The organism is Nocardioides sp. Root190 (genome assembly GCF_001428565.1).
Classification (GTDB): Bacteria; Actinomycetota; Actinomycetes; order Propionibacteriales; family Nocardioidaceae; genus Nocardioides.
Genome location: NZ_LMIA01000012.1, coordinates 287,629 through 313,861, shown reverse-complemented (window position 1 = coordinate 313,861; position 26,233 = coordinate 287,629). Strand labels below are relative to the sequence as shown.

The 26,233-nt window shown below is 70.1% G+C and carries 28 protein-coding genes; 19 read left to right on the top strand and 9 right to left on the bottom strand.

The genetic code is table 11. The annotated features are described in order from the left end of the window. Positions 1-346: 346 nt before the first annotated feature. Positions 347-694 carry a hypothetical protein gene (locus tag ASE01_RS19960; protein ID WP_056756579.1) on the top strand — a complete coding sequence of 116 codons (348 nt, stop codon included), beginning with the start codon at positions 347-349 and terminating at the stop codon, positions 692-694. Between the two features lie 278 nt (positions 695-972). Further along, positions 973-1,623, top strand: coding sequence for a PASTA domain-containing protein (locus tag ASE01_RS19955; RefSeq protein WP_056756576.1), 651 nt, complete (start codon positions 973-975; stop codon positions 1,621-1,623). A gap of 226 nt (positions 1,624-1,849) precedes the next feature. On the opposite strand, the gene ASE01_RS19950 is transcribed toward ASE01_RS19955, so the two are convergent. Continuing rightward, positions 1,850-2,467 carry a hypothetical protein gene (locus ASE01_RS19950; protein ID WP_056756573.1) on the bottom strand — a complete coding sequence of 206 codons (618 nt, stop codon included), beginning with the start codon at positions 2,465-2,467 and terminating at the stop codon, positions 1,850-1,852. A 22-nt stretch (positions 2,468-2,489) separates the two neighbouring features. Between ASE01_RS19950 and ASE01_RS19945 the strand changes: the two genes are divergently transcribed. Beyond that, the gene (locus ASE01_RS19945) at positions 2,490-2,948 is read left to right on the top strand and encodes an MOSC domain-containing protein (RefSeq protein WP_200958918.1); all 459 of its coding nucleotides are present in this window, start codon (positions 2,490-2,492) and stop codon (positions 2,946-2,948) included. Here the strand turns inward: ASE01_RS19945 and ASE01_RS19940 are convergent. Next, positions 2,920-3,360, bottom strand: coding sequence for an OsmC family peroxiredoxin (locus ASE01_RS19940; RefSeq protein ID WP_056756571.1), 441 nt, complete (start codon positions 3,358-3,360; stop codon positions 2,920-2,922). The genes ASE01_RS19945 and ASE01_RS19940 overlap by 29 nt on opposite strands. 88 nt (positions 3,361-3,448) lie before the next feature. Here ASE01_RS19940 and ASE01_RS19935 point away from each other — a divergent pair, with 88 nt between their 5' ends. Beyond that, positions 3,449-3,883: a MarR family winged helix-turn-helix transcriptional regulator gene (locus tag ASE01_RS19935; RefSeq protein ID WP_056756568.1), complete on the top strand. Its 435-nt coding sequence runs from the start codon at positions 3,449-3,451 to the stop codon at positions 3,881-3,883. Between the two features lie 14 nt (positions 3,884-3,897). Here ASE01_RS19935 and ASE01_RS19930 read toward each other — a convergent pair whose 3' ends face one another. Continuing rightward, positions 3,898-4,779 carry a MaoC/PaaZ C-terminal domain-containing protein gene (locus ASE01_RS19930; RefSeq protein ID WP_056756566.1) on the bottom strand — a complete coding sequence of 294 codons (882 nt, stop codon included), beginning with the start codon at positions 4,777-4,779 and terminating at the stop codon, positions 3,898-3,900. After that, positions 4,779-6,440, bottom strand: a complete 1,662-nt coding sequence (gene kstD, locus ASE01_RS19925) for a 3-oxosteroid 1-dehydrogenase (RefSeq protein ID WP_056756563.1) — start codon at positions 6,438-6,440, stop codon at positions 4,779-4,781. Before kstD ends, ASE01_RS19930 begins: the two co-directional genes overlap by 1 nt. A gap of 53 nt (positions 6,441-6,493) precedes the next feature. Here kstD and ASE01_RS19920 point away from each other — a divergent pair, with 53 nt between their 5' ends. From ASE01_RS19920 to ASE01_RS19900, 5 genes are read left to right on the top strand one after another with little or no spacing between them, the layout of a single operon-like run. Beyond that, positions 6,494-7,003: a 2'-5' RNA ligase family protein gene (locus ASE01_RS19920; RefSeq protein ID WP_157537614.1), complete on the top strand. Its 510-nt coding sequence runs from the start codon at positions 6,494-6,496 to the stop codon at positions 7,001-7,003. A gap of 43 nt (positions 7,004-7,046) precedes the next feature. Beyond that, complete coding sequence (locus ASE01_RS19915; RefSeq protein WP_056756557.1) at positions 7,047-7,868, top strand: 2-keto-4-pentenoate hydratase; 822 nt, start codon at positions 7,047-7,049, stop codon at positions 7,866-7,868. Positions 7,869-7,872: 4 nt separating this feature from the next. Further along, a complete protein-coding gene (locus tag ASE01_RS19910; RefSeq protein ID WP_056756553.1) occupies positions 7,873-8,784 on the top strand; it encodes an acetaldehyde dehydrogenase (acetylating) in 912 nt (303 codons plus the stop codon). A 1-nt stretch (position 8,785) separates the two neighbouring features. Beyond that, positions 8,786-9,880: a 4-hydroxy-2-oxovalerate aldolase gene (gene dmpG / locus ASE01_RS19905; protein ID WP_082606246.1), complete on the top strand. Its 1,095-nt coding sequence runs from the start codon at positions 8,786-8,788 to the stop codon at positions 9,878-9,880. 52 nt (positions 9,881-9,932) lie between these two features. After that, positions 9,933-11,552 carry a hypothetical protein gene (locus ASE01_RS19900; RefSeq protein ID WP_056756549.1) on the top strand — a complete coding sequence of 540 codons (1,620 nt, stop codon included), beginning with the start codon at positions 9,933-9,935 and terminating at the stop codon, positions 11,550-11,552. Positions 11,553-11,564: 12 nt separating this feature from the next. Here the strand turns inward: ASE01_RS19900 and ASE01_RS19895 are convergent, their stop codons facing one another. Next, positions 11,565-11,756: a hypothetical protein gene (locus ASE01_RS19895; RefSeq protein WP_157537612.1), complete on the bottom strand. Its 192-nt coding sequence runs from the start codon at positions 11,754-11,756 to the stop codon at positions 11,565-11,567. A 567-nt stretch (positions 11,757-12,323) separates the two neighbouring features. On the opposite strand from ASE01_RS19895, the gene hsaA reads away from it, so the two are divergent. Genes hsaA through ASE01_RS19865 form a run of 6 tightly spaced genes read left to right on the top strand, consistent with a single transcriptional unit; the run spans position 12,324 to position 17,953 of the window. After that, positions 12,324-13,511 carry a 3-hydroxy-9,10-secoandrosta-1,3,5(10)-triene-9,17-dione monooxygenase oxygenase subunit gene (gene hsaA, locus ASE01_RS19890; RefSeq protein WP_056756546.1) on the top strand — a complete coding sequence of 396 codons (1,188 nt, stop codon included), beginning with the start codon at positions 12,324-12,326 and terminating at the stop codon, positions 13,509-13,511. Next, positions 13,511-14,413, top strand: coding sequence for a 4,5:9,10-diseco-3-hydroxy-5,9,17-trioxoandrosta-1(10),2-diene-4-oate hydrolase (gene hsaD / locus ASE01_RS19885; protein ID WP_056756543.1), 903 nt, complete (start codon positions 13,511-13,513; stop codon positions 14,411-14,413). The genes hsaA and hsaD overlap by 1 nt, the downstream gene beginning before the upstream one ends. Continuing rightward, positions 14,410-15,306 carry an iron-dependent extradiol dioxygenase HsaC gene (gene hsaC / locus ASE01_RS19880; protein WP_056756540.1) on the top strand — a complete coding sequence of 299 codons (897 nt, stop codon included), beginning with the start codon at positions 14,410-14,412 and terminating at the stop codon, positions 15,304-15,306. Before hsaD ends, hsaC begins: the two co-directional genes overlap by 4 nt. Positions 15,307-15,342: 36 nt before the next feature. Beyond that, a complete protein-coding gene (locus ASE01_RS19875; protein WP_235536112.1) occupies positions 15,343-16,005 on the top strand; it encodes a flavin reductase family protein in 663 nt (220 codons plus the stop codon). Positions 16,006-16,060: 55 nt separating this feature from the next. Further along, positions 16,061-17,422 (top strand): trypsin-like serine peptidase, encoded by a 1,362-nt coding sequence (locus ASE01_RS19870; RefSeq protein WP_157537610.1) that lies wholly within the window; start codon positions 16,061-16,063, stop codon positions 17,420-17,422. 36 nt (positions 17,423-17,458) lie between these two features. Continuing rightward, complete coding sequence (locus ASE01_RS19865) at positions 17,459-17,953, top strand: hypothetical protein (protein ID WP_056756532.1); 495 nt, start codon at positions 17,459-17,461, stop codon at positions 17,951-17,953. Here the strand turns inward: ASE01_RS19865 and ASE01_RS19860 are convergent. From ASE01_RS19860 to ASE01_RS19845, 4 genes are read right to left on the bottom strand one after another with little or no spacing between them, the layout of a single operon-like run. Beyond that, positions 17,883-18,875 (bottom strand): acyl-CoA dehydrogenase family protein, encoded by a 993-nt coding sequence (locus tag ASE01_RS19860; protein WP_056756529.1) that lies wholly within the window; start codon positions 18,873-18,875, stop codon positions 17,883-17,885. The two genes, ASE01_RS19865 and ASE01_RS19860, sit on opposite strands and share 71 nt — an antisense overlap. Continuing rightward, positions 18,875-19,780: an acyl-CoA dehydrogenase family protein gene (locus ASE01_RS19855; RefSeq protein ID WP_056756526.1), complete on the bottom strand. Its 906-nt coding sequence runs from the start codon at positions 19,778-19,780 to the stop codon at positions 18,875-18,877. The genes ASE01_RS19860 and ASE01_RS19855 overlap by 1 nt, the downstream gene beginning before the upstream one ends. Beyond that, on the bottom strand, positions 19,777-20,925 hold the full coding sequence (locus ASE01_RS19850; protein ID WP_056756523.1) for an acyl-CoA dehydrogenase family protein: 1,149 nt from the start codon (positions 20,923-20,925) through the stop codon (positions 19,777-19,779). The genes ASE01_RS19855 and ASE01_RS19850 overlap by 4 nt, the downstream gene beginning before the upstream one ends. Continuing rightward, on the bottom strand, positions 20,925-22,397 hold the full coding sequence (locus ASE01_RS19845; RefSeq protein WP_056756519.1) for a FadD3 family acyl-CoA ligase: 1,473 nt from the start codon (positions 22,395-22,397) through the stop codon (positions 20,925-20,927). Before ASE01_RS19845 ends, ASE01_RS19850 begins: the two co-directional genes overlap by 1 nt. A gap of 40 nt (positions 22,398-22,437) precedes the next feature. Here ASE01_RS19845 and ASE01_RS19840 point away from each other — a divergent pair, with 40 nt between their 5' ends. Genes ASE01_RS19840 through ASE01_RS19825 form a run of 4 tightly spaced genes read left to right on the top strand, consistent with a single transcriptional unit; the run spans position 22,438 to position 26,224 of the window. Next, positions 22,438-23,658 (top strand): acyl-CoA dehydrogenase family protein, encoded by a 1,221-nt coding sequence (locus ASE01_RS19840; protein WP_056756516.1) that lies wholly within the window; start codon positions 22,438-22,440, stop codon positions 23,656-23,658. Beyond that, positions 23,658-24,461: an SDR family oxidoreductase gene (locus ASE01_RS19835; RefSeq protein ID WP_056756512.1), complete on the top strand. Its 804-nt coding sequence runs from the start codon at positions 23,658-23,660 to the stop codon at positions 24,459-24,461. Before ASE01_RS19840 ends, ASE01_RS19835 begins: the two co-directional genes overlap by 1 nt. Then, positions 24,439-25,065, top strand: coding sequence for a TetR/AcrR family transcriptional regulator (locus ASE01_RS19830; RefSeq protein ID WP_056756511.1), 627 nt, complete (start codon positions 24,439-24,441; stop codon positions 25,063-25,065). The genes ASE01_RS19835 and ASE01_RS19830 overlap by 23 nt, the downstream gene beginning before the upstream one ends. After that, positions 25,058-26,224 carry an acetyl-CoA C-acetyltransferase gene (locus ASE01_RS19825; RefSeq protein ID WP_056756508.1) on the top strand — a complete coding sequence of 389 codons (1,167 nt, stop codon included), beginning with the start codon at positions 25,058-25,060 and terminating at the stop codon, positions 26,222-26,224. Before ASE01_RS19830 ends, ASE01_RS19825 begins: the two co-directional genes overlap by 8 nt. Positions 26,225-26,233: the final 9 nt, after the last annotated feature.

The window sequence follows — 26,233 nt, the reverse complement described above, 5'->3', positions numbered from 1 at the left end:
AGCCGATCGGAACGTCCTCTTCATACCGCGACATGTAACCGGTTGCGGTGGGGTCCGTCCTCGTGAGCTCCGCTCTGCGCGCTGATCGTGAACCCTTCAACCTTGGCGTACGGCTAACGGCTCTTGGCGCCGTCGTCGATTTCGCCGCAGCGGACGTCGCCCTCCACCCGAACCGTCCCGCTCGGGTCGGAGCTGTCCAGTTTGTCTGCCGGACCTCGGGACCGCTGGGGGCGAGCGTCCCAGTTTGGTGGAACCGTCACCTTGAGTCAGGGGTCAGCGGTACGTTTCGCCCGGCGAACTCAGGTCCTCTGAGCGCACAAGCCCTCAGGTCTCAGGAGACTTCGACATGGCCGCAGCAGACAGCATTTTCACCTCGGCTCCCAGCTGGTTCCTCAACTGGCTCACCATCGGCATCGCCCGCGCGAAGTGGATCTCCGGCATCAACGCCCAGCTCAACCACAAGACCGGTGCCCCGTTCGCGTGGTTCTTCTACGCCTTCGCGGCGTACGGTCTCGCCACCCGCCTCACCGCCGCGAACGCCTCGCTCGGCTCAAACCACAAGACGTCCAAGTGGGCCTGCTTCTGGCTGGCCGGCTGGCCCTTCATCGGCGCCGCCCGCCGCCTCAAGAAGGGCGCCGAGGCCTACGCGAGCTCCCTCAACGTACGCGCCCAGGCAGGCACGCCGGCAGTCTGAGCCCCGCGCTTTCCAGGCCCTCGCCCGCCCTGCCCAGCCGGGAGCGAGCGGGGGCTCACTCATTCTCCTGGCAACGCGAGACATTCGAGCGAGCTGAGGTCCCGCGCGGCGCCTGAGTACCCGCAAGCGACGAGGCCGCGCGTACGCGGGGAACTTGGTCTCGGCAAGGTAAAGAACTTAGCGAACGGCGACATCTGTCGGACGTGGTCGACAGGATGAGCCGCGGCCGACCCCAGATCCCGGGGTGGTGTGCCAGGACCGTCTCGAGGGGGACATCGGTGAGGAACAAGATCGCGGTTGCGGCAGCCCTGACGGGCCTGCTGCTCACTGCAGCGGGCTGTGGTGGCGAGGACGCCGAGATGCCCGACGTCGAGTCGACCCGCCTCGACCTGGCGCTGAGCGACATCGAGCGGGCTGGGTACAGCTCAGACGACGTTGAGATCGTCGGTGGTGGAGCGCTCGGCGTCGTTGACGAGGGGAACTGGGTGGTCTGCGAGCAGGACCCCGCCCCCGGCACCCTCATCGATGCCAAGCCCCGCTTAGTCGTCGACCGCGAGTGCGAGGGTGACGAGGAGCCGGCTGAGGAAGAGCGGACGGAGGAGCCGTCCGAGGAGCCCGAGCCCGAGAAGTCGGCGGAGCCGGAGGACAAGAGCACGAAGTCCGCCGGTCTGGCTGACGATCCGGAGCCTGCCGAGGAGACCTTCGTGATGCCGTCCTTGGTCGGGATGAACCTTCAGGCCGCGCAAGACGAGCTCCAGGCGCTCGGCAGCTACGTCCTCACCCAGACCGACGCGACCGGCGCCGAGAGGTTCCAGGTCCTCGACGCCAACTGGAAGGTCTGCTGGCAGAAGCCTGCCGCGGGCAAGAAGGTGCCGGTGTCGAGGCTGGTCGACCTCGGCGCGGTCAAGCTCGAAGAGTTCTGCCCCTGACCGACCGCAGACGATTCCCATGACCTGAACACATCCTCGGGTGACGGGAAAGGTTGAGCCCCGCGGTCTCTGGCCGCGACACATCCCCCTGCCAGCCGCGCAGGAGGGCCTCTTCGCGGGCTGGGTCGGGATCACGCGGCGGGCGTGGTGCTTCTCAGACGACCTGCGCGCCTGGTCCGAGGCCAGGTTTGGCGATCCGCCGCGTGGGTGAGCTCCAGCTGGCCGCTCAGGCCTGAGCCGGCGGAGCGCCGACCTCGAGGGGTACGTCGGGCCGGTGGGCCTCGAGCCATGCCTCGACCTGTTGCAGCGCGATTGCCGCGGACGGGTCGAGCACGGTGAGCAGTGAGGCTGCCTGCGGCGAGATGCCGAAGGCGTGGCCCAGGTCCGTGGCCAGGCCGGTCGGCTCGTTGACGCGGATCGCGGCGTCGTACCTGCTCAGGAAGCGCAGCACCGGCAGGTGCTCGGGATCCTCCACGAACGGCGGCAGGATCTCCCACCAGGCGATCTCGATCGCGGAGAGGTCCGCCCAGGCGATCTGCGCCCAGCCGCCGGAGCGGCTGCCGCCGGTGTGCAGTGCTGCGCCGTCCTCGTCGAGGCGCAGGAGCGCGTCATGGTGCAGGCGCGTGCCACCGCCGGCCAGCTGCAGCACGCCCCACCCCGCGATGACGACACCCGCGAGAGCCAGCAGGAAGGCGTCCAGGCTGTCGATCGTGTCGAGCCCCTGGGTCGCGACCGCCGCGAGCGGAGCGACGACGAGGATCGTGCCGATCGCCAACGCGACCGGTGGCCAGATCGAGCTCCGGCTGCCGCCGGGTGAGGGGAGTCGGACCTCCAGGGGCTGCATGTGCTCACCCTAGGCTGAGGGTGTGGTGACTCCGGTGGTGGACGCGATCCACCTGGCCAAGGCGACCCGCCTGCCGATGCAGGCCAAGGACGTGGTCGAGGTCGAGGCCGGGCGCGGCATCGTGGGGGACCGCTACCACGGCACCCGGCACCGGCACGTGACCGTGCAGAGTCGGGAGACGCTCGACGAGGCGGCGGTCGTCTTCGGGAGTGAGGTCCCCTCGCACCTGACCCGGCGCAACATCACGATCGACCACGGCGTCGTACCCCGTGATCCGGGGTCGCGCATCCGGATCGGTGACGTGCTGCTCGAAGCGGTGCGGGTGGCTGCGCCGTGCAAGCTCCTCGACGACACGATCGGCGCCGGAGCGCAGGGAGCGCTCCGGCGCCGGGCCGGGACCGTCTTCCGGGTGCTGGAGGGCGGCACCATCCGGGTCGGTGACCCGGTCGAGCTCAGCTCTCCAGAGCCGCGTCGAGAGTGATCGGCACGCTGGTGAGCGCCTTGCTCACCGGGCAGCCGACCTTGGCGGCCGCGGCGGCAGTCTGGAAGGCCTCCTCGTCGAGCCCCTCGACCTCGGCGCGCACGGTCAGCTTGATCGCGGTGAGCTGGAAGCCGCCCGCCGGGTCCGGGCCGAGCGTGACGTCGGCCTGCACGTCCAGCGCGACGGGGGTGCCTCCGGCCTGGGCGATCTCGTTGGACAGCGACATGGCGTAGCACGCGGAGTGGGCAGCACCGATGAGCTCTTCAGGGCTCGTGGTGCCGTCGGCGTCGTCCGCGGCCCGCTTCGGGAAGGAGACCTCGAAGGTGCCGGCCTTCGACGAGGTCAGCTCGACCTGGCCGGAGCCGTCCTGCAGGCCGCCGTTCCAGGCGGTACGTCCGGTGCGAGTGGGCATGATGGGGTTTCCTCTCGGTGGGTGACACGTGATCACGTTGGGGATTACGTAGTGCACAAGTTAATCGACCACGAGGTATATTCCAAGCATGACTGAATCGGTCGACACCCCGGTGCTGGAGGACCTGCTCTGCTTCGACCTGTACGCCGCATCGCGACAGGTCACGGCGGCGTACCGGCCGATCCTCGGCGAGCTCGGCCTGACCTACCCGCAGTACCTCGTGCTGGTGGTCCTCGGCGCGCGCGAGGAGATGCTGATCAAGGACGTCGGGCGCGAGCTGCGCCTCGACCACGCGACCCTGTCGCCGCTCCTGCGGCGACTCGAGCGCGACGGTCTGCTCACCCGTCGGCGGAGCACCGATGACGAGCGTGCGGTCGTGGTGGCGCTCACGGAGCAGGGGCGGGCCGTGCACGCCCGCTTCGGTGACGTGCACTGCCGCATCGCCGACGCGCTGGGCATCAGCCTCGAGCAGGCCGACCAGCTCCGTGCGCTCCTGCGGACGCTGACCGCGTCCCTGTCCTGAATCAGGCCGGTCGATCAAGCCAGGGTCAGCACGCAGTCCGCGAGCACGGGGGAGCCGTCCCGCTCGCCGCCCTCGATGGTGGCCGAGCCGATGATCGCGTCGTTGGTGCGCCAACCGGCGACCCGGATCGTCTCGCCCGGGAAGACCACGCCTGCGAAGCGGCTGGTGAAACCACCGACGGCGGACGCGTCGCCCCCCAGGAGACCGTCGGTCAGCTCGCGCAGCACGATGCCGTAGGAGCACAGGCCGTGCAGGATCGGCGCGGGGAAGCCGGCCGTCTTCGCGAAGCCGGGATCGGCGTGGAGCGGGTTGCGGTCACCGGAGAGCCGGTACAGCAGCGCCTGCTGCGGGGTCACGGTGTACGACGACACGTGGTCCGCGTCGCGGTCCGGCACCTCGACGGGCGTGGCCGTGCCACGGTCGCCGCCCCAGCCGCCCTCGCCCTTGACGAAGATCGAGGAACGCACGCGCCACAACTCTTCGCCGGTGGCGTCCGACGTCGCGACGCCCTCCTGCCAGATGACGGCGGCCTTGCCCTTGTCCCAGATGTCGGTGAGCGTGGTCCGGATCGTCGCTGTCCCGGAGGTGGGGAGCGGCCCGGACACGGAGATCGACTGGGACCCGTGCACGACCTGGGCGAGGTTGATGTCGCAACCCGGCAGGTCCAGCGGCGGCGGGTCGGTCTCGTGGAAGGTCGGCGCCACCACTCCGAAGGACGGCAGCACCTGCAGCGCGGCGTCGTCGAGCGTGTAGCGCAGCGCGGCGCTGGAGAGGTTGTCGCCGGCACGGGAGCCGGCACCGATGCCGAGGTGGTAGAGTAGGACGTCGGACTCGGTCCAGCTGAACGTGCTGTGAGCGGTCTCGGATCCGATCGCGACGGACGGGTCGATGGGCATCAGCTGGCCTCCTTGGCGATGTCCTCGGCGGCCAGGTAGCCGAACACGAGGGCAGGTCCGATCGTGCCGCCCGGGCCGGGGTAGGTGTTGCCCATGACGGCGGAGGAGACGTTGCCCGCGGCGTACAGGCCGGGAATCACCGAACCGTCCTCGCGCAGCACGCGGGCGGTCTCGTCGGTCACCAGGCCGCCCTTGGTGCCCAGGTCGCCGGCGACGATCTTGACGGCGTAGAACGGGCCCTTCTGGATCGGGGCCAGGGAGCAGTTCGGCTTCACGGTCGGGTCGGAGTAGTACTTGTCGTAGGCGCTCTCGCCGCGGTGGAAGTCCTCGTCCACGCCGCTGCGGGCGAACCCGTTGAACCGCTCGACGGTCGCGTCGAGCGAACCGTCGGGCAGGCCGACCTTCGTCGCGAGCTCGGCCAGCGAGTCGGCGCGCACGACGATGCCCTCCTTGTACCAACGGCCCGGGAAGGGCTGTCGGCCGGCGAGGCCGGCGAAGAGGTACCGGTTGCGGTAGGTCTGGTCGAAGACGAGGTACGACGGCACGTGGCTGACGCCGGTGGCCTCGCCCTTGTACATCTCGTGGGTCGCCTCGACGTAGGGCAGTGCCTCGTTCATGTAGCGCTTGCCGGCGGCGTTGACCATGATCGAGCCGGGCAGGTTGCGCTCGGCCAGGCAGAACCACGCGCGGCCCGGGAGCGGGATGGTCGGCCCCCACCAGGCGTCGTCGAGGAGGTCGGTCGCGGCTCCGGCCGCGGTGCCCGCGAGGAGCCCGCCGCCGGTGTTGGAGACGGCGCCGGTCGACCACTCGGTCGAGGTCGGCTGGGGGAGGAACTTCTCGCGCAGCTCCTGGCTGTGCTCGAAGCCGCCGGAGCCCAGGATCACGCCGCGGGTGGCGCGGATCTCACGACGCTCGCCGCCCTGCTCGACGACGACGCCGACGACGCGACCGTCCTCGACGAGGAGGTCGAGCAGCGAGGTCTCGTACTCGACCGGCACGCCGGCGTCGCTGAGGCCCTTGCGCAGGCCGATGGCGATGGCGTTGCCCATCGCGTACATCTTCTTGCCGAGCACCAGGGAGATCAGGCGCTTCAGCATCACGCGGAGCATGGTGAGCGGACCCTTGATCGTGCGCAGCCCGAGGCTGATCTTGCGGTAGTCGCGCTGCATCACGATGAGGTTGGCCGGAGCCTTGGTGTAGGCCGGGTGCAGGTGGTCGAGCTCGTCGCCGAGGAAGCGGGCGTCCATCGGGACCGGCTCGACGCTGCGGCCACGCGGACGGCCGCCGGGCTGCTCGGGCAGGTAGTCGGCGTACTCGGGGACCCAGGTGAAGGTCAGCGGAGTGTTCTGCCGGATGAAGTCCAGCACCTCGGGGCCCCGGTCGAGATAGGTGTCGCGCCGGACCTTCGGGACGGTGTCGCCGACGATGGCGTCGAGGTACTCCTTGGCGCGGTCCCGGTCAGCGGGATCGACCTGCCCCGCGGCCTCCAGGGCGTAGTTGCCGGGGATCCACACGCCGCCGCCGGAGCGGGCGGTCGAGCCACCGAAGTACACGCTCTTCTCGATGAGTACCGTGTCGAGTCCCTTGCGGGAGGCAGCCAGTGCAGCGGACATGCCAGCACCACCGGCGCCGACCACGACGACGTCGTACGTCTCCTTCATGGCAAAACTGTAACAGGTTCTACTGCCGTGGAAGGGGCGGGCAGACTGGATCCGTGGTGAGACTTCATGCGCTCGAGCTGGTGCCCGACGAGGCCGGCAGATCTGCGCTGCTCGACGACTGGCAGGCGCTGCGCGACGCGGGACTGCCCTCCCAGCTCGACCACCGCGGGGCGAGCAACGCCCCGCACGTGACGGTGGTCTCCGCGCCACTGCTGCCCCAGGAGGCGCTGGACGTCGCCGAGGTCCGGCTGGGCGGACTCCTCCCCGTCGCCGCGCGACTGTCCGGGCTGCTGCTGCTCGGGGGTGAGCGGGTCACCATCGCCCGGGCGGTCGACGTCGACGACACCGTCCTGCGCCGGGTGCTCGCGGTCCGGGCGCAGGTGCCGGACCGTCACCCGGCCGGCTGGCTGCCGCACGTGACCCTGGCGCGTCGGGTCCTGCGTGCCGACGTGCCGCGCGCCCTCGAGGTGCTCGCCCACGGGGGAGGGGAGCTGGTGCTGGCCGGGCTGCGCCGGTGGGACCCCGAGCTGGGTGCCGTCACGACGCTCGTCGACGCGGGGTAGGACAGTCCGTGCGCCGACGTAGAACACGTTCTAGTATGTCCGGGTGACCTCAACCGAAGCCGTCGCGGCCGCCGTCGACCGGCTCGCCACCGCCCAGGCGACCCGCGTACCGTGCGCCGCCGTGCGTGACCTCATCGGCACCGACGACCTCCCCGCCGCGTACGCCGTGCAGCAGGGCCTCGTCCAGGCGCGCATCGCCGCGACCGGTGTCCACGTGGTCGGGCGCAAGATCGGCGCCACCTCCGAGGCGGTGCAGCGGCAGCTCGGCGTGGACCAGCCCGACTTCGGTTACCTCCTGTCCGACATGGACGTGAGCGACGGCGCGGGGGGCGTGCCGATCTCGATGCGCACGCTCGTGCAGCCGCGCGTCGAGGCCGAGGTCGCCTTCGTGCTGGCCCGCGACATCGACGTGCCGGAGGACCAGATCACCCTCGAGCTCGTGCGCGACGCGGTCGAGATGGCGCTGCCGGCCCTGGAGATCGTCGACTCCCGCATCGAGAACTGGGACATCGGCTTCACCGACACCGTCGCCGACAACGCGTCGAGCGGTCTGTTCGTGATCGGACGGGACGGACTCCCGCTCAGTGGTCACGGCGAGGGCGGGATCGAGCCGCGCGACGTGACGATGTCACTCACCATCAACGACGTGGAGCGTTCATCGGGCACTGGCGCGGCGTGCCTGGGCGACCCGCTCGAGGCCCTGCGCTGGCTGGCCGTGCAGGCGGCCCGCTTCGGTGACCCGCTCCGAGCGGGCCACCTCATCCTGTCCGGGGCCCTGGGCCCCTTCGTGCCGTTCGTCCCGGGTGACCGGGTCACGGCGTCCATCAGTGGCTTCGCGCCCCTGACCGTCTCGTTCGAGGAGTAAAGACGTGAGTGCAAAGAAGCTGACGGCCGCCATCGTCGGTCCCGGCAACATCGGCACGGACCTGCTCTTCAAGCTGCTCCGCTCCGATGTCGTCGAGCCGCGCTGGATGATCGGTGTGGACCCATCCAGCGAGGGTCTGAAGATTGCCGCCGACAAGGGCCTCGAGGTCAGTCACGAGGGTGTCGACTGGTTGTTGGGGCAGGACGAGCTGCCCGACCTGTTGTTCGAGGCCACTTCGGCCTACGTGCACCGTGCCTGCGCGCCGCGCTACGCCGAGGCCGGCATCCGTGCGATCGACCTGACGCCGGCCGCCGTGGGTCCGGCGGTGATCCCGCCGGTCAACGGTCTCGAGCACGTCGACGCGCTCAACGTCAACATGATCACCTGTGGTGGCCAGGCCACCATCCCCATGGTCAACGCCGTCTCGCGGGTCACCCCGGTGTCGTACGCCGAGATCGTCGCCTCGGTCTCCTCGGTCAGCGCCGGTCCCGGGACCCGGGCCAACATCGACGAGTTCACCAGCACCACCTCGGCGGGTGTGGTCAGCATCGGTGGCGCCGCGCAGGGCAAGGCGATCATCATCCTCAACCCCGCCGAGCCGCCGATGATCATGCGCGACACGATCTTCTGCGCCGTGGACCCCGATGCCGACACCGATGCGATCTCCGAGTCGGTGCACCGCATGGAGAAGGCCGTCCAGCAGTACGTCCCGGGCTACCGCCTGCTCCAGGAGCCCCAGTTCGACGGGCCCTCCGACCTGACCGGTGGGCGCCGCAGGGTCTCGATCTTCGTCGAGGTCGAGGGCGCGGGGGACTTCCTGCCGCCGTACTCCGGCAACCTCGACATCATGACCGCCGCCGCTGCGCAGGTCGGCGAGAACATCGCACGCCACCTGCTGGCCGAGAAGGGCAACTGAGATGACTGACCTGAACGACCTGACCCGCACCTGGTCCGGAACCCACGGCGACAAGCCGTTCGGCACCCTCGACCTGCGGCTGACCGACACCTGCCTGCGCGACGGCTCGCACCACAAGCGCCACCAGTTCACCGCCACTGAGGTGCACGACATCGTCGAGGCCTTGGACAACTCCGGTGTGCCGGTCATCGAGGTCACCCACGGTGACGGCCTGGGCGGCTCCTCGTTCAACTACGGCTTCTCCCGCACGCCGGAGCAGGAGCTCATCAAGATCGCGGCCGAGACGGCCAAGCGCGCGAAGATCGCCTTCCTGATGCTCCCGGGCCTGGGCACCAAGGACGACATCCGAGCTGCCCAGGACAACGGCGGCCAGATCTGCCGGATCGCGACCCACTGCACCGAGGCCGACGTCTCGATCCAGCACTTCGGACTCGCCCGCGAGCTCGGCCTGGAAACGGTCGGGTTCCTGATGATGAGCCACACCCAGCCGCCCGAGGTCCTGGCCCGGCAGGCGCGGATCATGGTCGACGCCGGCTGCCAGTGCGTGTACGTCGTGGATTCGGCCGGCGCGCTGATCATGGAGCAGACCGCCGACCGCGTGTCTGCCGTGGTCGCCGAGATCGGCCACCAGGCCGACGTCGGCTTCCACGGCCACGAGAACCTCGGCCTGGGTGTCGCGAACACCGTGGTCGCCGCCCGTGCGGGTGCGACCCAGATCGACGGCTCCGTACGGCGCTTCGGTGCGGGTGCGGGCAACACGCCCCTCGAGGCGTTCGTCGGTGTGGCCGACAAGCTCGGCTGGACCACCGGCGTGGACTTCCTCAAGATCGTCGACGCCTCCGAGGACGTCATCAAGCCCGCCATGCCGGAGGAGTGCCAGCTCGACCGGATGACGCTGATGATGGGCTACGCCGGGGTCTACTCCTCGTTCCTGAAGCACGCCGGCAACGCCGCCGAGCGGTTCGGTGTCTCGGGTGCCCAGATCCTGCTGGAGGCCGGCAAGCGCAAGCTCATCGGCGGCCAGGAGGACCAGCTGATCGACATCGCGCTCCAGCTCAAGGCCGCCCAGGAGTCGGAGTCGCCTGTCACGGTGTGACCATCCGGGGCGCCTCCCTGTGGGCTCACTGTGGGGCACCTATCCTCACGGGGTGCTCCGTCGTGTTCCGCAGGTCCTTCTCGGACTGCTCTTCTGTCTCCTCCTCGGTTTCGTCCTGACGCAGGGCGAGGTCCACGGACGGACCTTTGACGAGCCCCTGCAGAACGACTACGGCCACCGCGTGCTCGACTGGTACCTCAGCTTCGGCGGGGACCGCGGCTTCCTGGACTACCCCGAGCAGACCCAGCTGCCGCAGCACGGCCCGTTCTTCGAAACGGTCGTGGCGCTCTTCCAGTCCACGCTGGGCCGGGTGTTCGACGCCGACCCGTGGACGGTGCGGTCGATCGTCTGCGGTCTGACCGGGGTCCTCGGCATTGCGCTGATGGCGCTGTGCGCCCTCGAGATCGCGCGCTCCTCGCGCCGCATCGGTGAGCAGGGGCGGTGGTGGTTCGCGTTCACCGCGGCCCTCGCGCTGGCGCTCTACCCGCGCTACACCGGCGCGATCTTCAACAACTCCAAGGACCTGCCGCTCGCCGTCGCGATGCTGGCGCTGCTGTGGGCGACCCTGCGGCTCGCACGACGCTGGGAGGAGGAGCCCGACCGGATGCCGTGGCGCGACCTCGCCGCCGTCGGGGTGCTGCTCGGGCTGTCCATGGCGATCCGGGTGATCGCACTGCTGTGGGTGCCGGTGCTCGGGCTGCTCGTGGTCGCGTGGCTGGTCCGCGCCGGCTGGTCCCGGCCCACGCTCCGCCGGGCGGCGATCGGCACGGGGGTGATCGCGCTGGCGTCGTACGCGACGATCCTGGCGACCTGGCCCTACGTCTTCCTCAACCCGATCGGTGGCCTGCCGGACTCGATCGCGTCGATGTCGAAGTACCCGTGGGACGACGCCATCATGTTCGGCGGCGAGATGATCCAGGCCGAGCAGCTGCCGCGCACCTACGTGCCGACCTGGCTGTGGCAGGGCTCGCCGTGGCTCACCGTCCTGCTGGCCCTGGCGGGCACCGCGCTGGCCGTCGTCGCGCTGGTACGACGTCGGGGGACCTCCGCCGACCTGTTGCTCGTCGCCGCGTGGTTGTTGCCGGTCCTCGCCCTCGTCGCGATGCGTCCCACCCTCTACAACGGCCTGCGCCACTTCGTGTTCGTCATTCCACCGATGCTGCTGCTCGCCGCCTGGGCGTTGGTCCTCGGTGTCGGCTGGCTGCTCGCCCACGCTGATGGCGCCCGCTGGCGGACCTGGTCGGCCGGGGTGGCGGTCGCGGTCGTGGTGGCTGCGCAGGTGCAGGTGCTCGTCGGCGTCGCCCGGATCTACCCCTACGAGTACATGTACTTCAACGCCGCCTCGGGTGGCTTCGCAAAGCAGCACAGCGAGTTCGAGACCGACTACTGGGGCGTCTGCGGACGCGAGGCGGTCCTCTGGGTCCGCGACCACTGGCGCGACTACAGCGACGACCGTTGGGCGACCGTCCAGAACCGCTGGGGCTCCGACGGCGCCCTGGAGCCCTACCTCGGCGACGACCTGCGCGTGCTGCCCGAGGGCAAGCCCGACTTCGGGATCTACACGCTGATGGACTGGCGGCGCGATCCGTGGCGGAAGTTCACGACGATCAAGGAGTTCGAGGTCGACGGCGTCGTCGTCTGCACCGTCAAGCTCAACCCGCTGTTGTCCTGAGACTACGCACGGCTACGGGCGCAGCATTCGGATGCCCATGGCGATCGCAACCAGAAAGCCACCCAGGAAGATCGTCCCGACCGAGATCAAGGCAGGGATCGAGTCGACGGGTCCCCAGACCATCAACGCGCCGAGGACCATCAGAGCCACACCACCCCGTAGTGCTCCGATGGGTGCGAACTTGGCCTCAGGCGACGCGGTCATGGACCAGACCGTACGCGTCATGTTCGGCACACCGTGCGATTCATCTTGATTGCGGTTGAAGCTGCAAGGTGGGATCTCGCGCCTGTCGTGGGTCGAGGAGGTCGCGCAGCGACCGTCTCGAGACCGGGTGAAGCGGTGCCGGAACCCGAACACGAGCAGGCGGTTGCAGCACGGACAGAGGTCTCGAGACGGCCGCGGGCGGCCTCCTCGACCAACGGGCCACGACAGCGCAACCCGCCCTCCGCCGTACCTCCTCGTCGCTGCCTTTCGGAACGGAACCACCGACCGATCGCAGCTGACGGGGGAGCGGGGTGCAGCGCGGACAGGGGTCTCGAGACGGCCGCGGGCGGCCTCCTCGACCAACGGGCGACCAACACGGTCGGGATCAGGCTGACACGCGATGGTGACCTGGTCCTCACGGGTGTGCACCCGGCCTTCGTCGAGGCGCTGAGGTCGGCCGAGAGCCGTCCCAGCGACAGCCCGTCGCGCTCACCGGGAGTGGCGCGTGGACCAAAATAAGAACGTGTTCTAGTATTGGGTCATTCGATCCATCCACTAGGAGCGCACATGCACCAGGACTTCTCTCCCGAGGTCACCGCCGTTCTCGACGGCGTCCGCGACCTGCTCCCCACGTTCCGCGAGCGGTCCGAGGAGGGTGACCGCCTCCGGGTGATCCCCGACGCGTCGATCAAGGAGCTCGAGGAGACCGGATTCTTCCGGCTGCTGCAGCCGAAGCGGCACGGCGGCTACGAAGCCGACCCGGTCGCCTTCTACACCGCTGTGCGCGACATCGCCTCCGCCGACGGCTCCACCGGCTGGGTCTCCAGCGTCGTGGGTGTGCACCCCTGGCAGATCGGGCTGTTCGCCGACGAGGCGCAGCAGGCCGTGTGGGGCGAGGACCAGACGGTCCGCCTGTCGTCGTCGTACGCCCCGACGGGCAAGGCGATCCTGACCGAGGGCGGCTTCAAGCTCTCCGGCAAGTGGAGCTTCTCCTCCGGCAGCGACCACTGCTCGTGGGTGCTGCTCGGTGGCCTGGTCTTCAACGAGGAGGGCCAGATCGTCGACTTCCGCACGTTCTTGGTGCCCCGCGAGAAGTACCAGATCGTCGACGTCTGGAACGTCGTCGGCCTGCGCGGCACCGGCTCGAACGACATCGTGGTGGAGGAGACCTTCATCCCCGAGGCGTTCACGCTCTCCATGGGGGAGACCGGCCAGTGCAAGGGCCCCGGCCAGGAGGTCAACACCAGCGACCTCTACAAGCTGCCGTTCCACTCGATCTTCACCTCGACGATCGCCACGCCGATCATCGGCATGGCGCAGGGCGCCTACGCCGAGCACGTCGAGACGCAGCAGAAGCGCGTCCGTGCGGCGTACCTCGGTGAGAAGGCGTCCCTGGACCCCTTCGCCGCGGTCCGGATCGCCCGGTCGTCCTCCGAGATCGACGCCGCGTGGGCGCTGCTGATCAGCAACATCCGTGAGGAGCAGGCCCATGTCGCCCGCGGCGAGCAGATCCCGCTGGAGCTGCGGCTCCGGGTGCGCCGTGACCAGGTGCTCGGCACCTCCCGTGCGATCGAGGCCATCGACTCCCTGTTCGAGGCGTCCGGTGGTCGTGCGCTCGCCGAGGGCACCTACCTGCAGCGCGCCTGGCGCGACGCGCACGCCGGCCGCGTGCACGCCGCGAACGACCCGGAGCGTGCCCTGCAGATGTACGGCGCCCAGCAGTTCGGCCACAAGGTCGACCCCGGGATGTACTGATGGCCAGCGGATTGGATTGCAGCAAGGAAGCGACCCGCCGTTCGGCCAAGGCCGGCGACATCACCCTCAACTACTACGAGGCCGGCCCTGACGGCGGCTCGTCGGTGGGTGGTGGACTGCCGTTCGTGCTCCTGCACGGTGGCGGTCCGGGCGCATCCGCGTGGAGCAATTTCGGCTCCGCACTGCCCCGGTTCGCGGCCCAGTTCCGGACCCTGCTGGTCGACCAGCCGGGCTTCGGCTCCTCGGACAAGCCCGAGGTCAAGGCCAACTACTTCCGCCACTCGGCGTCCTACCTCCTGCAGCTGCTCGACGAGCTCCAGATCGAGCGGGTCCACCTGCTCGGCAACTCGCTCGGCGGAGGTACGGCGATGAGGTTCGCCCTCGAGTACCCCGACCGTGTCGGCCGGCTGGTGCTGATGGGCCCGGGCGGCCTGTCGCTCAACCTCATGCACGCCGACCCGACCGAGGGCGTCCAGCGGCTGATGGACTTCAGCATGAACCCCAGCCGTGAGGCGTTGAAGGCGTTCATCTCGACCATGGTCGTCAACAAGTCGCTGGTCACCGACGAGCTGGTCGAGGAACGGTTCGCCGACGCCACGGCACCGGGCTCGCTCGAGGCGATGAGGTCGATGGGGGCATCGTTCTGGAACCCGGAGTGGGCCGAGGACGGCATGCTCTGGCGCGAGGCGCACCGGTTGCGCAAGCACACCCTGCTCACCTGGGGCCGCGAGGACCGGGTCAACCCGCTCGACGGCGCCCTGGTCGCACTCAAGCAGATCCCGAAGGCCCAGCTGCACGTGTTCCCCAACTGCGGCCACTGGGCCCAGATCGAGGCGGCCGACGAGTTCGCCGAGATCTGCACGGCGTTCCTCGCCCGACACGTCGAGAGGACGAAGTCATGACCATCGACATCCGGTCCATGGGCTACATCCGGGTCGCGAGCACCGACCTCGGTGCCTGGAAGCAGTTCGCCGGCAAGGTCCTCGGCCTGGCCGAGGGGCGCGGTCCGAACCCGGATCACCAGTACTGGCGCGTCGACGAGGTCTCCGCACGGATCGTGGTGTTCCCCTCCGACGTCGACCTGCTCGACTGCACTGGTTGGGAGGTCGCGGACCACCAGGCACTCCAGGAGGCGCGCGAGCACCTCCAGAAGGCCGGCGTCGACTTCGAGGAGGGCACTAAGGAGGAGCTCGCCGAGCGCCGCGTGCAGGAGCTCGTCCGGTTCCGCGACCCGTGGGACAACGTCTTCGAGCTCTACCACGGCATCACCTACGAGTCGCGGCCCGTCGTGACGCCGTACGCCGCGAAGTTCGTCACCGGTGACCAGGGCCTCGGCCACATCGTGGTCCCGGTCCTTGATGACGTCGAGGCGCTGCGGTTCTACTCCGAGGTCCTCGGGTTCCGGCTCCGTGACTCCATGAGCATGCCCGGCGAGTTCGTCGGCAAGGAGCCCGGCAGCAAGGTCTGGCTGCGCTTCCTCGGGGTCAACCCGCGTCATCACTCGCTCGCGTTCCTGCCGATGCCGAATGCCAGCAAGTGCGTGCACGTGATGCTCGAGGTCGACCAGCTCGACGACGTGGGCCGTGCGCTGGAGCGCGTTCGCAAGAACGGTGCGCCCCTCTCGGCCACGCTCGGTCGCCACATGAACGACGAGATGGTCTCGTTCTACGTGAAGTCGCCCGGCGGCTTCGACATCGAGTTCGGCACGGACGGCATGCAGGTGGACGACACCCGCTGGGTCGCCCGCGAGTCGACGGCGGTGTCCTACTGGGGCCACGTCTTCGGCGGACACTGACGGTGATGGTGGATCGGGATGGATAGCGTGGACACCGTGGCGGCAGACAACGAGACCTCCTCCGGGGGCGAGGTTCCCGACGGGATCAGCCCGGACGCACGGGCGACCTGGCCCCATCCGGACCTCATCCAGTCCTGGCTCGGGGACGCGGAGGTCGACTTCGAGCTCCGTCCCGGCGACGAGGTCGCGGTCCACGACGACCCGCAGGCGCAGGCCGAGGCCCGTCGCTTCCGCGACGTCCTGGGGTGCTTCGGTTCCGGCATCACCGTCATCACCACGATGAGCGGCGACGAGCCGGTCGGCATGACGTGCCAGTCCTTCTCGAGCGTCTCCCTCGATCCGCCGTTGATCACCTTCATCCCGGCGCGCAGCTCGCGCGCGTGGCCGATGATCCAGCGCTCGGGCCGCTTCTGCGTCAACGTCCTCGCCGCCGACCAGGAGCACGTGTCGACCCAGATGGCGACCAAGGGTGTCGACAAGTTCGCCGGCATCGACTGGACGCCCGGCGCGGGCACCGGGTCGCCGGTCATCGCCGGCACCCTCGCTCACCTGGACTGCACGATCCACGCCGTCTACGAGGGCGGTGACCACTTCATCGTCGTGGGGCGGGTCGAGCATCTCGAGCAGCACGGTCCCGACGCGGAGACGGTCGAGCCGCTGCTCTACTTCAAGGGTCGCTACCGCACGACCGACTCCTGAGGGTCGATCTGTCGTACGGTGGCCTCCTGGTTTCAGTAGGCCTTGGGGGGTCGGCGTGACGAAGAATGCTCTGCGCTGCTGTGCGGCGATGCTCGGAACGACTCTCGTCGCGGTGCTGTTGCTGGTGCCCGCCTCCGGACGCGCGACGGGTTCGCCCACGTCGTCGCGACTGCCCGACGTGGTCGCCGTCGACCTCGATCCTGGTGCGGTCCGGTCCTACTGGACCGGGAGCCGGATGAGATCCGCGCTCCCGCTGGACCTCGACGCTGCCGGCGACCTGATCGACCCGGGTCCGCCCGCGACGTCCCGGGTGCGTGCCCGGGCCGGGCTCGCCTCGCCGCGCTCGGTCGGCAAGCTCTTCTTCCGCACGCCGCAGGGTGATGCGGTGTGCTCGGCCGCATCGGTCAACACGGCCCAGAAGAACGTGATCATCACCGCGGCCCACTGCGCCCACACCGGGCCGCGCAACCCGTGCGGTCTGCTGCGGAACTGCCCGGCCTACTTCACCAAGTTCCTCTTCGTCCCGCGCTACGCGAACGGTACGGCGCCGGACGGCTCGTGGGTCGGCACGCGGGCGATCACCCACCGCCAGTGGGTCCAGAGCGAGGACCTCGACTACGACCAGGCGCTGATCGAGGTCGCGCCCCGCAGCGGTCGCAACCTCGTCGACGTCGTGGGCGGCAACGGTCTGGCCTGGAACTTCCCGGCCCGCCAGACCGACATCCACATCTGGGGCTGGCCCGCCGAGGCGCCGTACGACGGGCAGACCGTGCGGCGCTGCACAGGGAGCGCGACCCCGCTCGACTCCTCCGGTGACGCGTTCATCCCGTGCCCGCTCAACGGTGGCGCGAGTGGCGGACCCTGGTTCATCGGCAAGGTGTCGCCGAACATCGGCTTCATCTGGGCCGTCACGTCGCGGCGGACGACCGTCGGCAAGGCCTACCTCCTCGCGCACCCTCTGGACTCCTCGATCAAGAAGCTCCTGTCCAACGCCCGCCTCTACAGCCGGGCCTCGACCACCCGGACCGCCACCACGGTCCAGTCGAACCCGGCCGTGCTGACGCCCTTCGCGGTGCGGGCGGCGACCTCGCCCTCGGTGAGCGCCGTGCGTTCGCACGTCGGTCGCGGCCAGCTGGCCGTGCTCCGTGCGCGTGCGGCGTCGGGCACGACCCTCACCCTCGACGTCCGGTTCTCGCTGCGCGGCTCGTGGAGCCGGGTCACCTCCGCGCGGGTCGGCTCCACGCGGACGATCGACTTCACCGTCCGCGTCGCCAGCGTGGGGGACCGTTGGTACCGGGTGCGGACGTCGACGACGCGCAGTGCCGCGGCCCGGGTGCGGGTCCATCCCTGCCCGCTGCCCTACGACAGGACGCCCGCTGTGGTGGACGCCACGGAGTGCATCAGCCCCGTGAGCTGACCGATCGGGGTCGTGCTGGGGCACGATCGGAGGGCCATGCACAGCCTCGACCCCACCGAAGACTTCGTCATCCGACTGGTGCGACGCTTCCTGCTGCTCTGCGAGCATCCCCGCACCCGCCAGCGGATGCTGCAGATGGTGCGCCAGTCCACACGTCTCGGTCCCGAGGCACCGCGCCTCTACGGCTGGATCAACCGGGCCGTGCTCAACCCGAGGTTCCAGCCGATGGTCGAGCGGCGCGCGATGTCGGCGATGAAGGCCGAGCTCGTGGCCTCCCAGCTGATCGGCCTGGCGATGACCCGCTACGTGCTCAAGCTCGAGCCGCTCGCCTCGGCGTCCGTCGACGACGTGGTCCGGATGGCGGCGCCGTCGGTCGCCGCCGCGCTGCAGGGCGAGGACGCGTTCTCGGCGGTGGTGCGTCCCGAGGGGTACCAGGCGCCTGCTCCGCGACGCCGGCTGCTCAGAGTTCCACGGCTGCCCGGTGTCGGTGTGGTGCGCCGAACAATTGCCCCAGGGCGTGGGCGCGCTTGAACACCAGGTGGGCGTCGTGCTCCCAGGTGATCGCGATGCCGCCGTGCAGCTGCACGCACTCGCTCGCAGCCAGCTGAGCCGCCTCGACGGCGTACGACGCCGCTGTGCGCGTCAGGAAGTCGGCCTCGGCCGGATCAGTGGCATCGTCAGCCAGCGCGTACGACGCCGCCCAGCTCGCCGAGCGGGCGAGCTCGGTCTGCGCGAAGACGTCCGCGAGGCGGTGCTTGATCGCCTGGAAGGACCCGATCGGCCGGCCGAACTGGACTCGCTCCTTGACGTAGGCCAGTGTCATCGCGAGGGCACGGTCCGACAGCCCGACGGCGAGGGCGGCAACGGAGGCAGCGCCGACGAGCTCGGCGCGACGTGCTGCTGCCTGTCCGTCGCCGAGCGGGACGGTCGTGGCGGCGGTGAGGTCGAGCCTGGCCAGGCGGATGCTCTGGTCCATCGACTCGGTCCACGTGGCCTGGCTGTCGACCACCTCGACCAGCTCGTCGCCGAAGACCGCGAGCACGATGCTCGCGCGGTCCCCGTCGAGGACGGGCGCGTTGCCCAGGGTGATCGTGGCGATCTCGCCGGCCGCGATCCGCGGCAGCAGACGGGCCTTCGCGTCCTCGTTGCCCCCGGCCAGGAGCGCTTGGGTCGCGACGGTGGTCGCGAGCAAGGGGGACGGTGCCAGGCTGCGGCCCAGCTCCTCGAGCACCACGGCGGTCTCGAAGAAGGTGGCTCCGACGCCGTCGTACTCCTCCGGGACCCCGAGCGCGGCCACCCCGATCTGCTCGCACAGGGTCGCCCAGAGTGTCTCGTCGTGGCCCGACTCCGAGACGGAGGAGGCACGCACGGCCGCGGAGTCGGCCCGCTTCTCCAGCAACCCGCGCACGGTCGAGGCCAGCTCGCCCTGCTCTTCGCTGAGCGCGAACTCCATCACGCCTCCAGGAGGGAGTCGAGGATGCGGGCACGGTGCTCGGCCGGTGAACCCCAGGCGGAGACCAGGGCGCGGATCTTGGTGATCCACACGCTGAGGTCGAACTCCTGGGTGTAGCCGATCGCACCGTGGACCTGCAGGCCGGTGCGGGACGCGAGGTACGCCGCCTCGCTGCAGGCGACCTTTGCCGCGGAGACGGCGCGGGGCGTCGGCTCGATCGCGGCACCGAAGACGAGGGGTCGCGCGAAGTCGAGTGCGATCCGGACGTCGGCGAGCTTGTGCTTGATCGCCTGGTAGGACCCGATCTCGCGGCCGAACTGCTTGCGCTGCTTCACGTAGGTCACCGAGTCGGCCAGCACCCTCTCGCCGGCGCCGAGCAGCTGCGCGGCGCAGGCCAGCACGGCCAGGTCGAAGGCGGCGTCGAGGGACTCGCCGGAGGCGACCCGGTCCCCGTCGGGCGAGACGTCGAAGAGCCGCCGGGTGCGGTCCACCGAGATGTGCAGAGCGCCGATGCTGCCTGCGAGGAGGCCGTCGGTCGTCGTCGCATAGACCTCGTCCGCGGCGTCGGCATCGAGCGCGTAGGGCACCAGTGGAGGCACGGCGACGGTGCCGACGCCGTCGATCTCGCGACCCAGGGCCGTCGGCAGGTAGGCGGCGGACTCGACCCACGGACCGGGTACGCCGTGGCGGCCGAGTGCCTCGAAGGCGAGAGCGACCTCGACCGCGGAGGCCTCGGTCGCGAGCATCAGCAGACCCTGCTCGGCGAGCCGTTGCCACAGCTTCAGGCCCGCAGCGTGGTCGCCCTCTGCCCACGAACGGGCTGCGCTGACGGGGTCGGACGCGACCAGGAGGGATTCCAGTGAGGACGCGAAGTCCTGCTGGTCACCGGTGAGCTCGAACTTCACTTCTGAAGTCCCTTCGGTTCGCGGGGCAGGCCGAGGATCCGCTCGGCGATGATGTTGCGCTGGATCTCGTTGGTCCCGGCGTAGATCGGGCCGGAGAGCGAGAACGTGTAGCCGTCGAGCCAGGCCGACTCCAGCTCGGCGTCGGGGCCGAGGAGGTCGAGGGCGGTCTCGTGGAGCGCGATGTCGAGCTCGCTCCACCACACCTTGTTGACCGAGCCCGCGGCACCGATGTCGCCGCCGTCCTTGAGCTTGGTGACGGTGCCCCACGTGTAGAGACGGTAGGCCTCGGCCCTGAGCCACGCGTCGACCACGCGATCGGCGACCCGCTGGTCGGGCCTCTCGGCGTACGACGCGAGGAGGCGGTCCGCGGCGGCGGTGAACCTGCCGGGGGAGCGCAGGGACAGGCCGCGCTCGTTGCCCGCCGTGCTCATCGCGACGCGCCAGCCGTCGCCCGGCGCGCCGAGCACGTCGGCATCGGGGACGAAGACGTCGTCGAAGAAGACCTCGGCGAAGCCAGCCTCGCCGTCGAGCTGTGCGATCGGGCGCACGGTGACGCCGTCGGCATCGAGGGGGAACAGGAAGTAGGTGAGCCCGGCGTGCTTCTGCGCCTCGGGGTCGCTGCGGAACAGGCCGAAGCCCCAGTGGGCCAGGGCGGCACGCGAGCACCAGATCTTCTGGCCGTTCAGCACCCAGCCCCCGCGGTCGTCGTCGCGGCGCGCGGTCGATCGCAGCGAGGCGAGGTCCGAGCCGGCCTCGGGCTCGCTCCAGCACTGGGCCCAGACGCGCTCACCGGTCGCCATCGACGGCAGGAAGCGCGCCTGCTGCTCCTCGGTCCCGTGCTCGAAGATGATCGGCGCCAGCAGGAAGATGCCGTTCTGGCTGACCCGCAGGGGAGCACCCGCGCGGTAGTACTCCTCCTCGAACACCACCCACTCGACCAACGACGCGGCGCGACCGTGGGCCTCCGCGGGCCACGACACGACCGACCAGCGGTCGGCGGCCAGCCGGGACTCCCACTCCCGGTGGAGCTCGAAGCCCTCGGCGGTGTCGAGGGAGGGCAGTGGCTCCGGCGGCACGTTCGCGGCGAGCCACGCGCGGGCCTCGGCCTGGAAGGCCAGTTCGGTCTCGGACAGCTCGAGGTCCATCAGTTCTTCCTCAACTCGGTCTTGAGCACCTTGCCGGAGAGATTCCGGGGGAGCGTGTCGACGTGCTCGACGGAGCGCGGCACCTTGAAGTTGGCCAGGCGCTCCCTGGCGAATGCGATGACGTCCTCGGCAGCGGCCGGGCCTACGACGTACGCCCTGCCGACCTCGCCCATCCGCTCGTCCGGCACGCCGACGACGGCAACGTCGTCGATGCCGTCCATGCGCATCAGGGCCTGCTCGACCTCGGCCGGGTAGACGTTGAAGCCGCCCGAGATGTACATGTCCTTGAGCCGGTCGGTGATCGTGAGGTTGCCGTGCTCGTCGAGGACGCCCACGTCGCCGGTGTGCAGCCAGCCGTCGGCGTCGATCGCCTGTGCGGTCGCCTCCGCGTCGTCGAGGTAGCCGAGCATCACGAAGTCGCCGCGGACGAGGAGCTCCCCGTCGTCGCCGATCCGGGTCTCCATCCGCGGGATCGCCCGGCCGCAGGTGGTGGCGACCAGCTCGGCCGGGTCCCCGTGGCGTGCCATCGTCACGACGACCGCCTCGGTCATCCCGAAGGCCGTCACGACCGTGTCGATGGCCAGGCCGTCGGCCGCACGCATCCGCTCGATCAGCACGACGGGTACGACGGCGGCGCCGGTCACGGCCAGGCGCAGGCTCGACAGGTCGCGCCCCGTGCGCCCGGGCGCGTTGAGCAGTGACTGGTAGATGGTCGGAGCGCCGGGCAGGACGGTGATCCGCTCGGACTCGATGAGCTCCATGGTGCTCTCGAGGTCGAAGGTGGCCAGCGGGTAGAGCGTCGCACCGGTGGTGAGTCCCGTGACGATGCCGACCTTGTAGCCGAAGGAGTGGAAGAACGGGTTGACCACGAGGTAGCGGTCCTCGGCGGTGACCCCGCCGAGCTCGCCCCAGGTGCGAGCGACGCCGACGGTCTGGCGGTGCGCACTCATCGCGCCCTTCGGGCGTCCGGTCGTGCCGGAGGTGAAGAGGATGTCGGCGATGTCGTCGGGGTCGACGGCGTCGGCGACGCGGTCGATGTCGCCCGGATCGGCCGCGACCTGGTCGAGGTCGGCGATGTCGACGAGGTCGCGCACGCCAGCCAGCCCGGAGGCCGCGCGGAGCTCCTCGACCTGGTGGCGTCCGAGGAAGCCGTCCGCGACCACGACCAGCGTGGCGCCGGACCGGTCGATGATGTCCGCGGCCTCGTGCCCGGTGTAGCGGGAGTTGAGCGGGACGAGGGTGCCGCCGGCGTAGGAGACGGCGAGGGCGGCGATCACCCAGTCGATGCTGTTGGGGGCCCAGATCGCGGCCCGCTCGCCGGGTGCGAATCCCCGTGCCCGGTAGCCCGCGGCGGTGCACCGCACCCGCTCGAGGAGGTCGGCGAAGCCGAGGCTGCGCGCGCCCTCGACGTAGGCAGTCCGGTCGCTCCACGTGGTGGCCGCATGGCGCAGGACGGCAGGAATCGTGTCCACGCCGACACCCTACCAAGCATTTGCTTGGTATGCTCCCCGTGTGGACCTGACCGAGAGTGCAGCCGACCGCGCCTTCCGCGAGGAGGTGCGCACCTGGCTCGCCGAGCACCTCACCGGCGAGTGGGCGTCCTTGCGCGGCCTCGGCGGCCCCGGACGGGAGCACGAGGCCCACGACGAACGACTCGCCTGGAACCGGCACCTCGCCGAGCACGGCTGGACCGCCGTCGGCTGGCCGACCGAGCACGGCGGCCGCGGCCTCTCGCTGTGGCAGCAGGTGATCTTCCACGAGGAGTACGCCCGTGCCGACGCACCTGCCGGCGTCAACCACCTCGGCGAGCAGCTGCTCGGGCCGACCCTGATCGCGTTCGGCACCGAGGAGCACAAGAAGCGCTTCCTGCCGGAGATCGTGGCGGTTCGCGAGCTGTGGTCACAGGGCTATTCCGAGCCCAATGCCGGCTCCGACCTCGCGAACGTGCAGACCCGTGCCCGCCGCGACGAGAGCACGGGCGAGTGGGTGATCGACGGTCAGAAGGTGTGGACCTCGCTCGCGCACCTGTCCGACTGGTGCTTCGTCGTCGCCCGCACCGAGGCCGGTTCCGCACGCCACCAGGGCCTCTCCTTCCTGCTGGTCCCGCTCGACCAGGAGGGCGTGGAGATCCGGCCCATCGAGCAGCTGACCAGCGGCTCGGAGTTCAACGAGGTCTTCTTCACCGGCGCCCGCACCGCCGGCGACCTGGTCGTGGGGGAGCCCGGCAACGGGTGGGGCGTCGCGATGGGCCTGCTCGGCTTCGAGCGCGGCGTGTCGACGCTGGGCCAGACCGTCGGATTCGCCCGCGAGCTCGCGTCCGTCGTCGACCGCGCGAAGGCCAACGGCGCGATCGACGACCCGGTCATCCGTGACCGACTGGCCTCCATGAAGACCGAGCTCGCCGTGATCCGCTCCTTCGCGCTCCGCACGCTCGCCCTGGTCGAGGGCGGGCAGGACTCCGCAGCCGGGGGTGGCGCCGGCTCGATCTTCAAGCTGGCCTGGGCCAACTGGCACCGCACCCTCGGCGAGGTGGCGATGGACGTCGCCGGGGCCGAAGGTCTGCTGGCCCGGTCGACAGGCCCGGCCGGTCCAGGGGGCTACGACCTGGACGAGCACCAGCGACTCTTCCTCTTCTCCCGCGCCGACACTTTGTACGGCGGCAGTGACGAGGTCCAGAAGAACATCCTGGCCGAGCGTGTGCTCGGCCTTCCGCGTGAACCGAAGGGAACCTGATGACCGCCCTGCGTCCCGAGCAGCCCACCCCTGACTACGTGCCCGGCCACGACCTGCTGGCCGGCAAGGTCGTCGTGGTGACCGCTGCGGCCGGTGCCGGCATCGGTGCCGCCGTCGTCCGTCGCGCCCTGGAGGAAGGGGCGAAGGCAGTCGTGTTCAGCGACACCCACGCCCGCCGGCTCCAGGAGGCCGAGGACGCGCTCGCGGCCGAGTTCGGCGCCGAGCGGGTCCGTCAGCTCGTCTGCGACGTCACCCAGGAGGCGGACGTCCAGGCGCTGCTCGATGCGGCCGACGAGTTCGGCGGCGTCGACGTCCTCATCAACAACGCAGGACTGGGCGGAACCGACTCGATCCTCGAGGTCACCGACGAGGCGTGGAACCGCGTCATCGACATCACCCTGAACGGCACGATGCGTGCGACCCGGGCTGCTGGTCAGCGCTTCGTCGCTGCCGGCAAGGCAGGCGTCATCGTCAACAACGCCTCCGTGATCGGATGGCGTGCCCAGGAGGGCCAGGCGCACTACGCCGCTGCCAAGGCGGGCGTGATGGCACTGACCCGCTGTGCCGCGCTCGACCTCGCACCGCACGGAATCCGGGTCAATGCGGTCTCGCCGAGCCTGGCGATGCATCCGTTCCTCGAGAAGGTCACCTCGGCCGAGCTGCTGGTCGAGCTCAAGCAGCGCGAGGCATTTGGCCGTGCGGCGGCTCCGTGGGAGGTTGCGAACGTGATGGTCTTCCTCGCCAGCGGCTACTCGTCGTACCTGACCGGTGAGGTGATCAGTGTCAGCAGCCAGCACGCCTGACCCGACCGGCGCCGGACCCAGCCGCCGCGAGCAGCTGCTCGCCATCGCGGCACAGCAGTTCGCGGAGAAGGGCTTTCGCAACACGACGGTCCGCGACATCGCCGACGCCGCGGGCATCCTGTCCGGCAGCCTCTACCACCACTTCGACTCCAAGGAGTCGATGGTCGACGAGATCCTGGTGGCCTTCCAGGAGGAGCTGTTCGGGCAGTACGACGCGATCCTCGCCAGCGGGGACGACGCCCGCAGCAAGCTCGAGGCCGCGGTCCGGGTGTCCTTCGAGGCGATCGACAAGCACCCGCACGAGGTCGCGATCTTCCAGAACGACGCCAACCACCTCGGGAGCTTCGAGCGCTTCGGCTACCTCGCCGACCGCAACGCGCAGTCGCGGCAGGTGTGGGTCACCCTCATCGAGGAGGGCGTGCGCACGGGGGTCCTGCGTGCGGACCTCGACGTGACGCTCACCTACCGCTTCATCCGCGACACCGTGTGGGTCGCCGTGCGGTGGTACCGCCCCGGCCGCGACCTCACGCACACCGACATTGCCGATCAGTACGTGCGCATCCTGCTCGACGGGATCGCTGTTGAAGGGAAGAACCATGGCTGAGGCCTACATCATCGACGCCGCCCGCAGCGCGGTCGGCAAGCGGGGCGGCGCCCTCGCGGGCGTGCACTCCGCCGACCTCGCGGCCCACACCCTCGCGGCGCTCGTCGAGCGCACCGGGGTCGACCCGGGAGCCGTCGACGACGTGATCCTGGGCTGCTGCGACACGATCGGCTCGCAGGCCGGTGACGTCGCCCGCACCGCCTGGCTGGTCGCGGGCCTGCCGGACCACGTGCCCGGCGTGACCATCGACCGGCAGTGCGGCTCCTCGCAGCAGGCCGTGCACTTCGCCGCCCAGGGCGTGCTGTCCGGCACCCAGGACCTCGTGGTCGCCGGCGGCGTCCAGAACATGAGCGCGATCCCGATCTCCTCGGCGATGCTCGCCGGTCAGCAGTACGGCTTCTCGACGCCGTTCGCGGAGTCGCCGGGTTGGCTCAAGAGGTACGGCGACCAGGAGGTCAGCCAGTTCCGCTCGGCCGAGATGATCGCCGAGAAGTGGGACATCACGCGCGAGGAGATGGAGGCCTTCGCCCTGGCCTCGCACCAGCGCGCCCGGACCGCCATCGCCGAGGGCCGTTTCGCCCGGGAGATCGTGCCGTTGACCCTCGAGGACGGGACCGTCTTCGAGGTCGACCAGTGCCCGCGCGAGACCTCGCTGGAGAAGATGGCCGGGCTCCAGCCGCTCGCTCCGGGAGGCCGGATCACGGCCGCGGTCGCGTCCCAGATCTGTGACGGCTCGTCGGCGATGCTGATCGCCTCCGAGCAGGCCGTCAAGGACCACGGGCTCACCCCGCGGGCGCGGATCGTGCACCTGTCCGTGCGCGGCGACGACCCGGTGTGGATGCTCACCGGTCCGATCGCGGCGACCAGGCACGCGGTGGAGAAGTCGGGCATCGCCATCGACGACATCGACCTGTTCGAGTGCAACGAGGCCTTCGCCTCGGTCGCCCTGGCGTGGATGAAGGAGACGGGCGCGCCGCACGAGAAGGTCAACGTCAACGGCGGCGGCATCGCCCTGGGCCACCCGATCGGTGCGACCGGCACGCGGTTGATGACCACGATGCTGAACGAGCTCGAGCGCACCGGCGGCCGCTATGGCCTGCAGACCATGTGCGAGGGCGGCGGTCAGGCCAACGTCACGATCATCGAGCGCCTCGGCTGAGCTGGACTC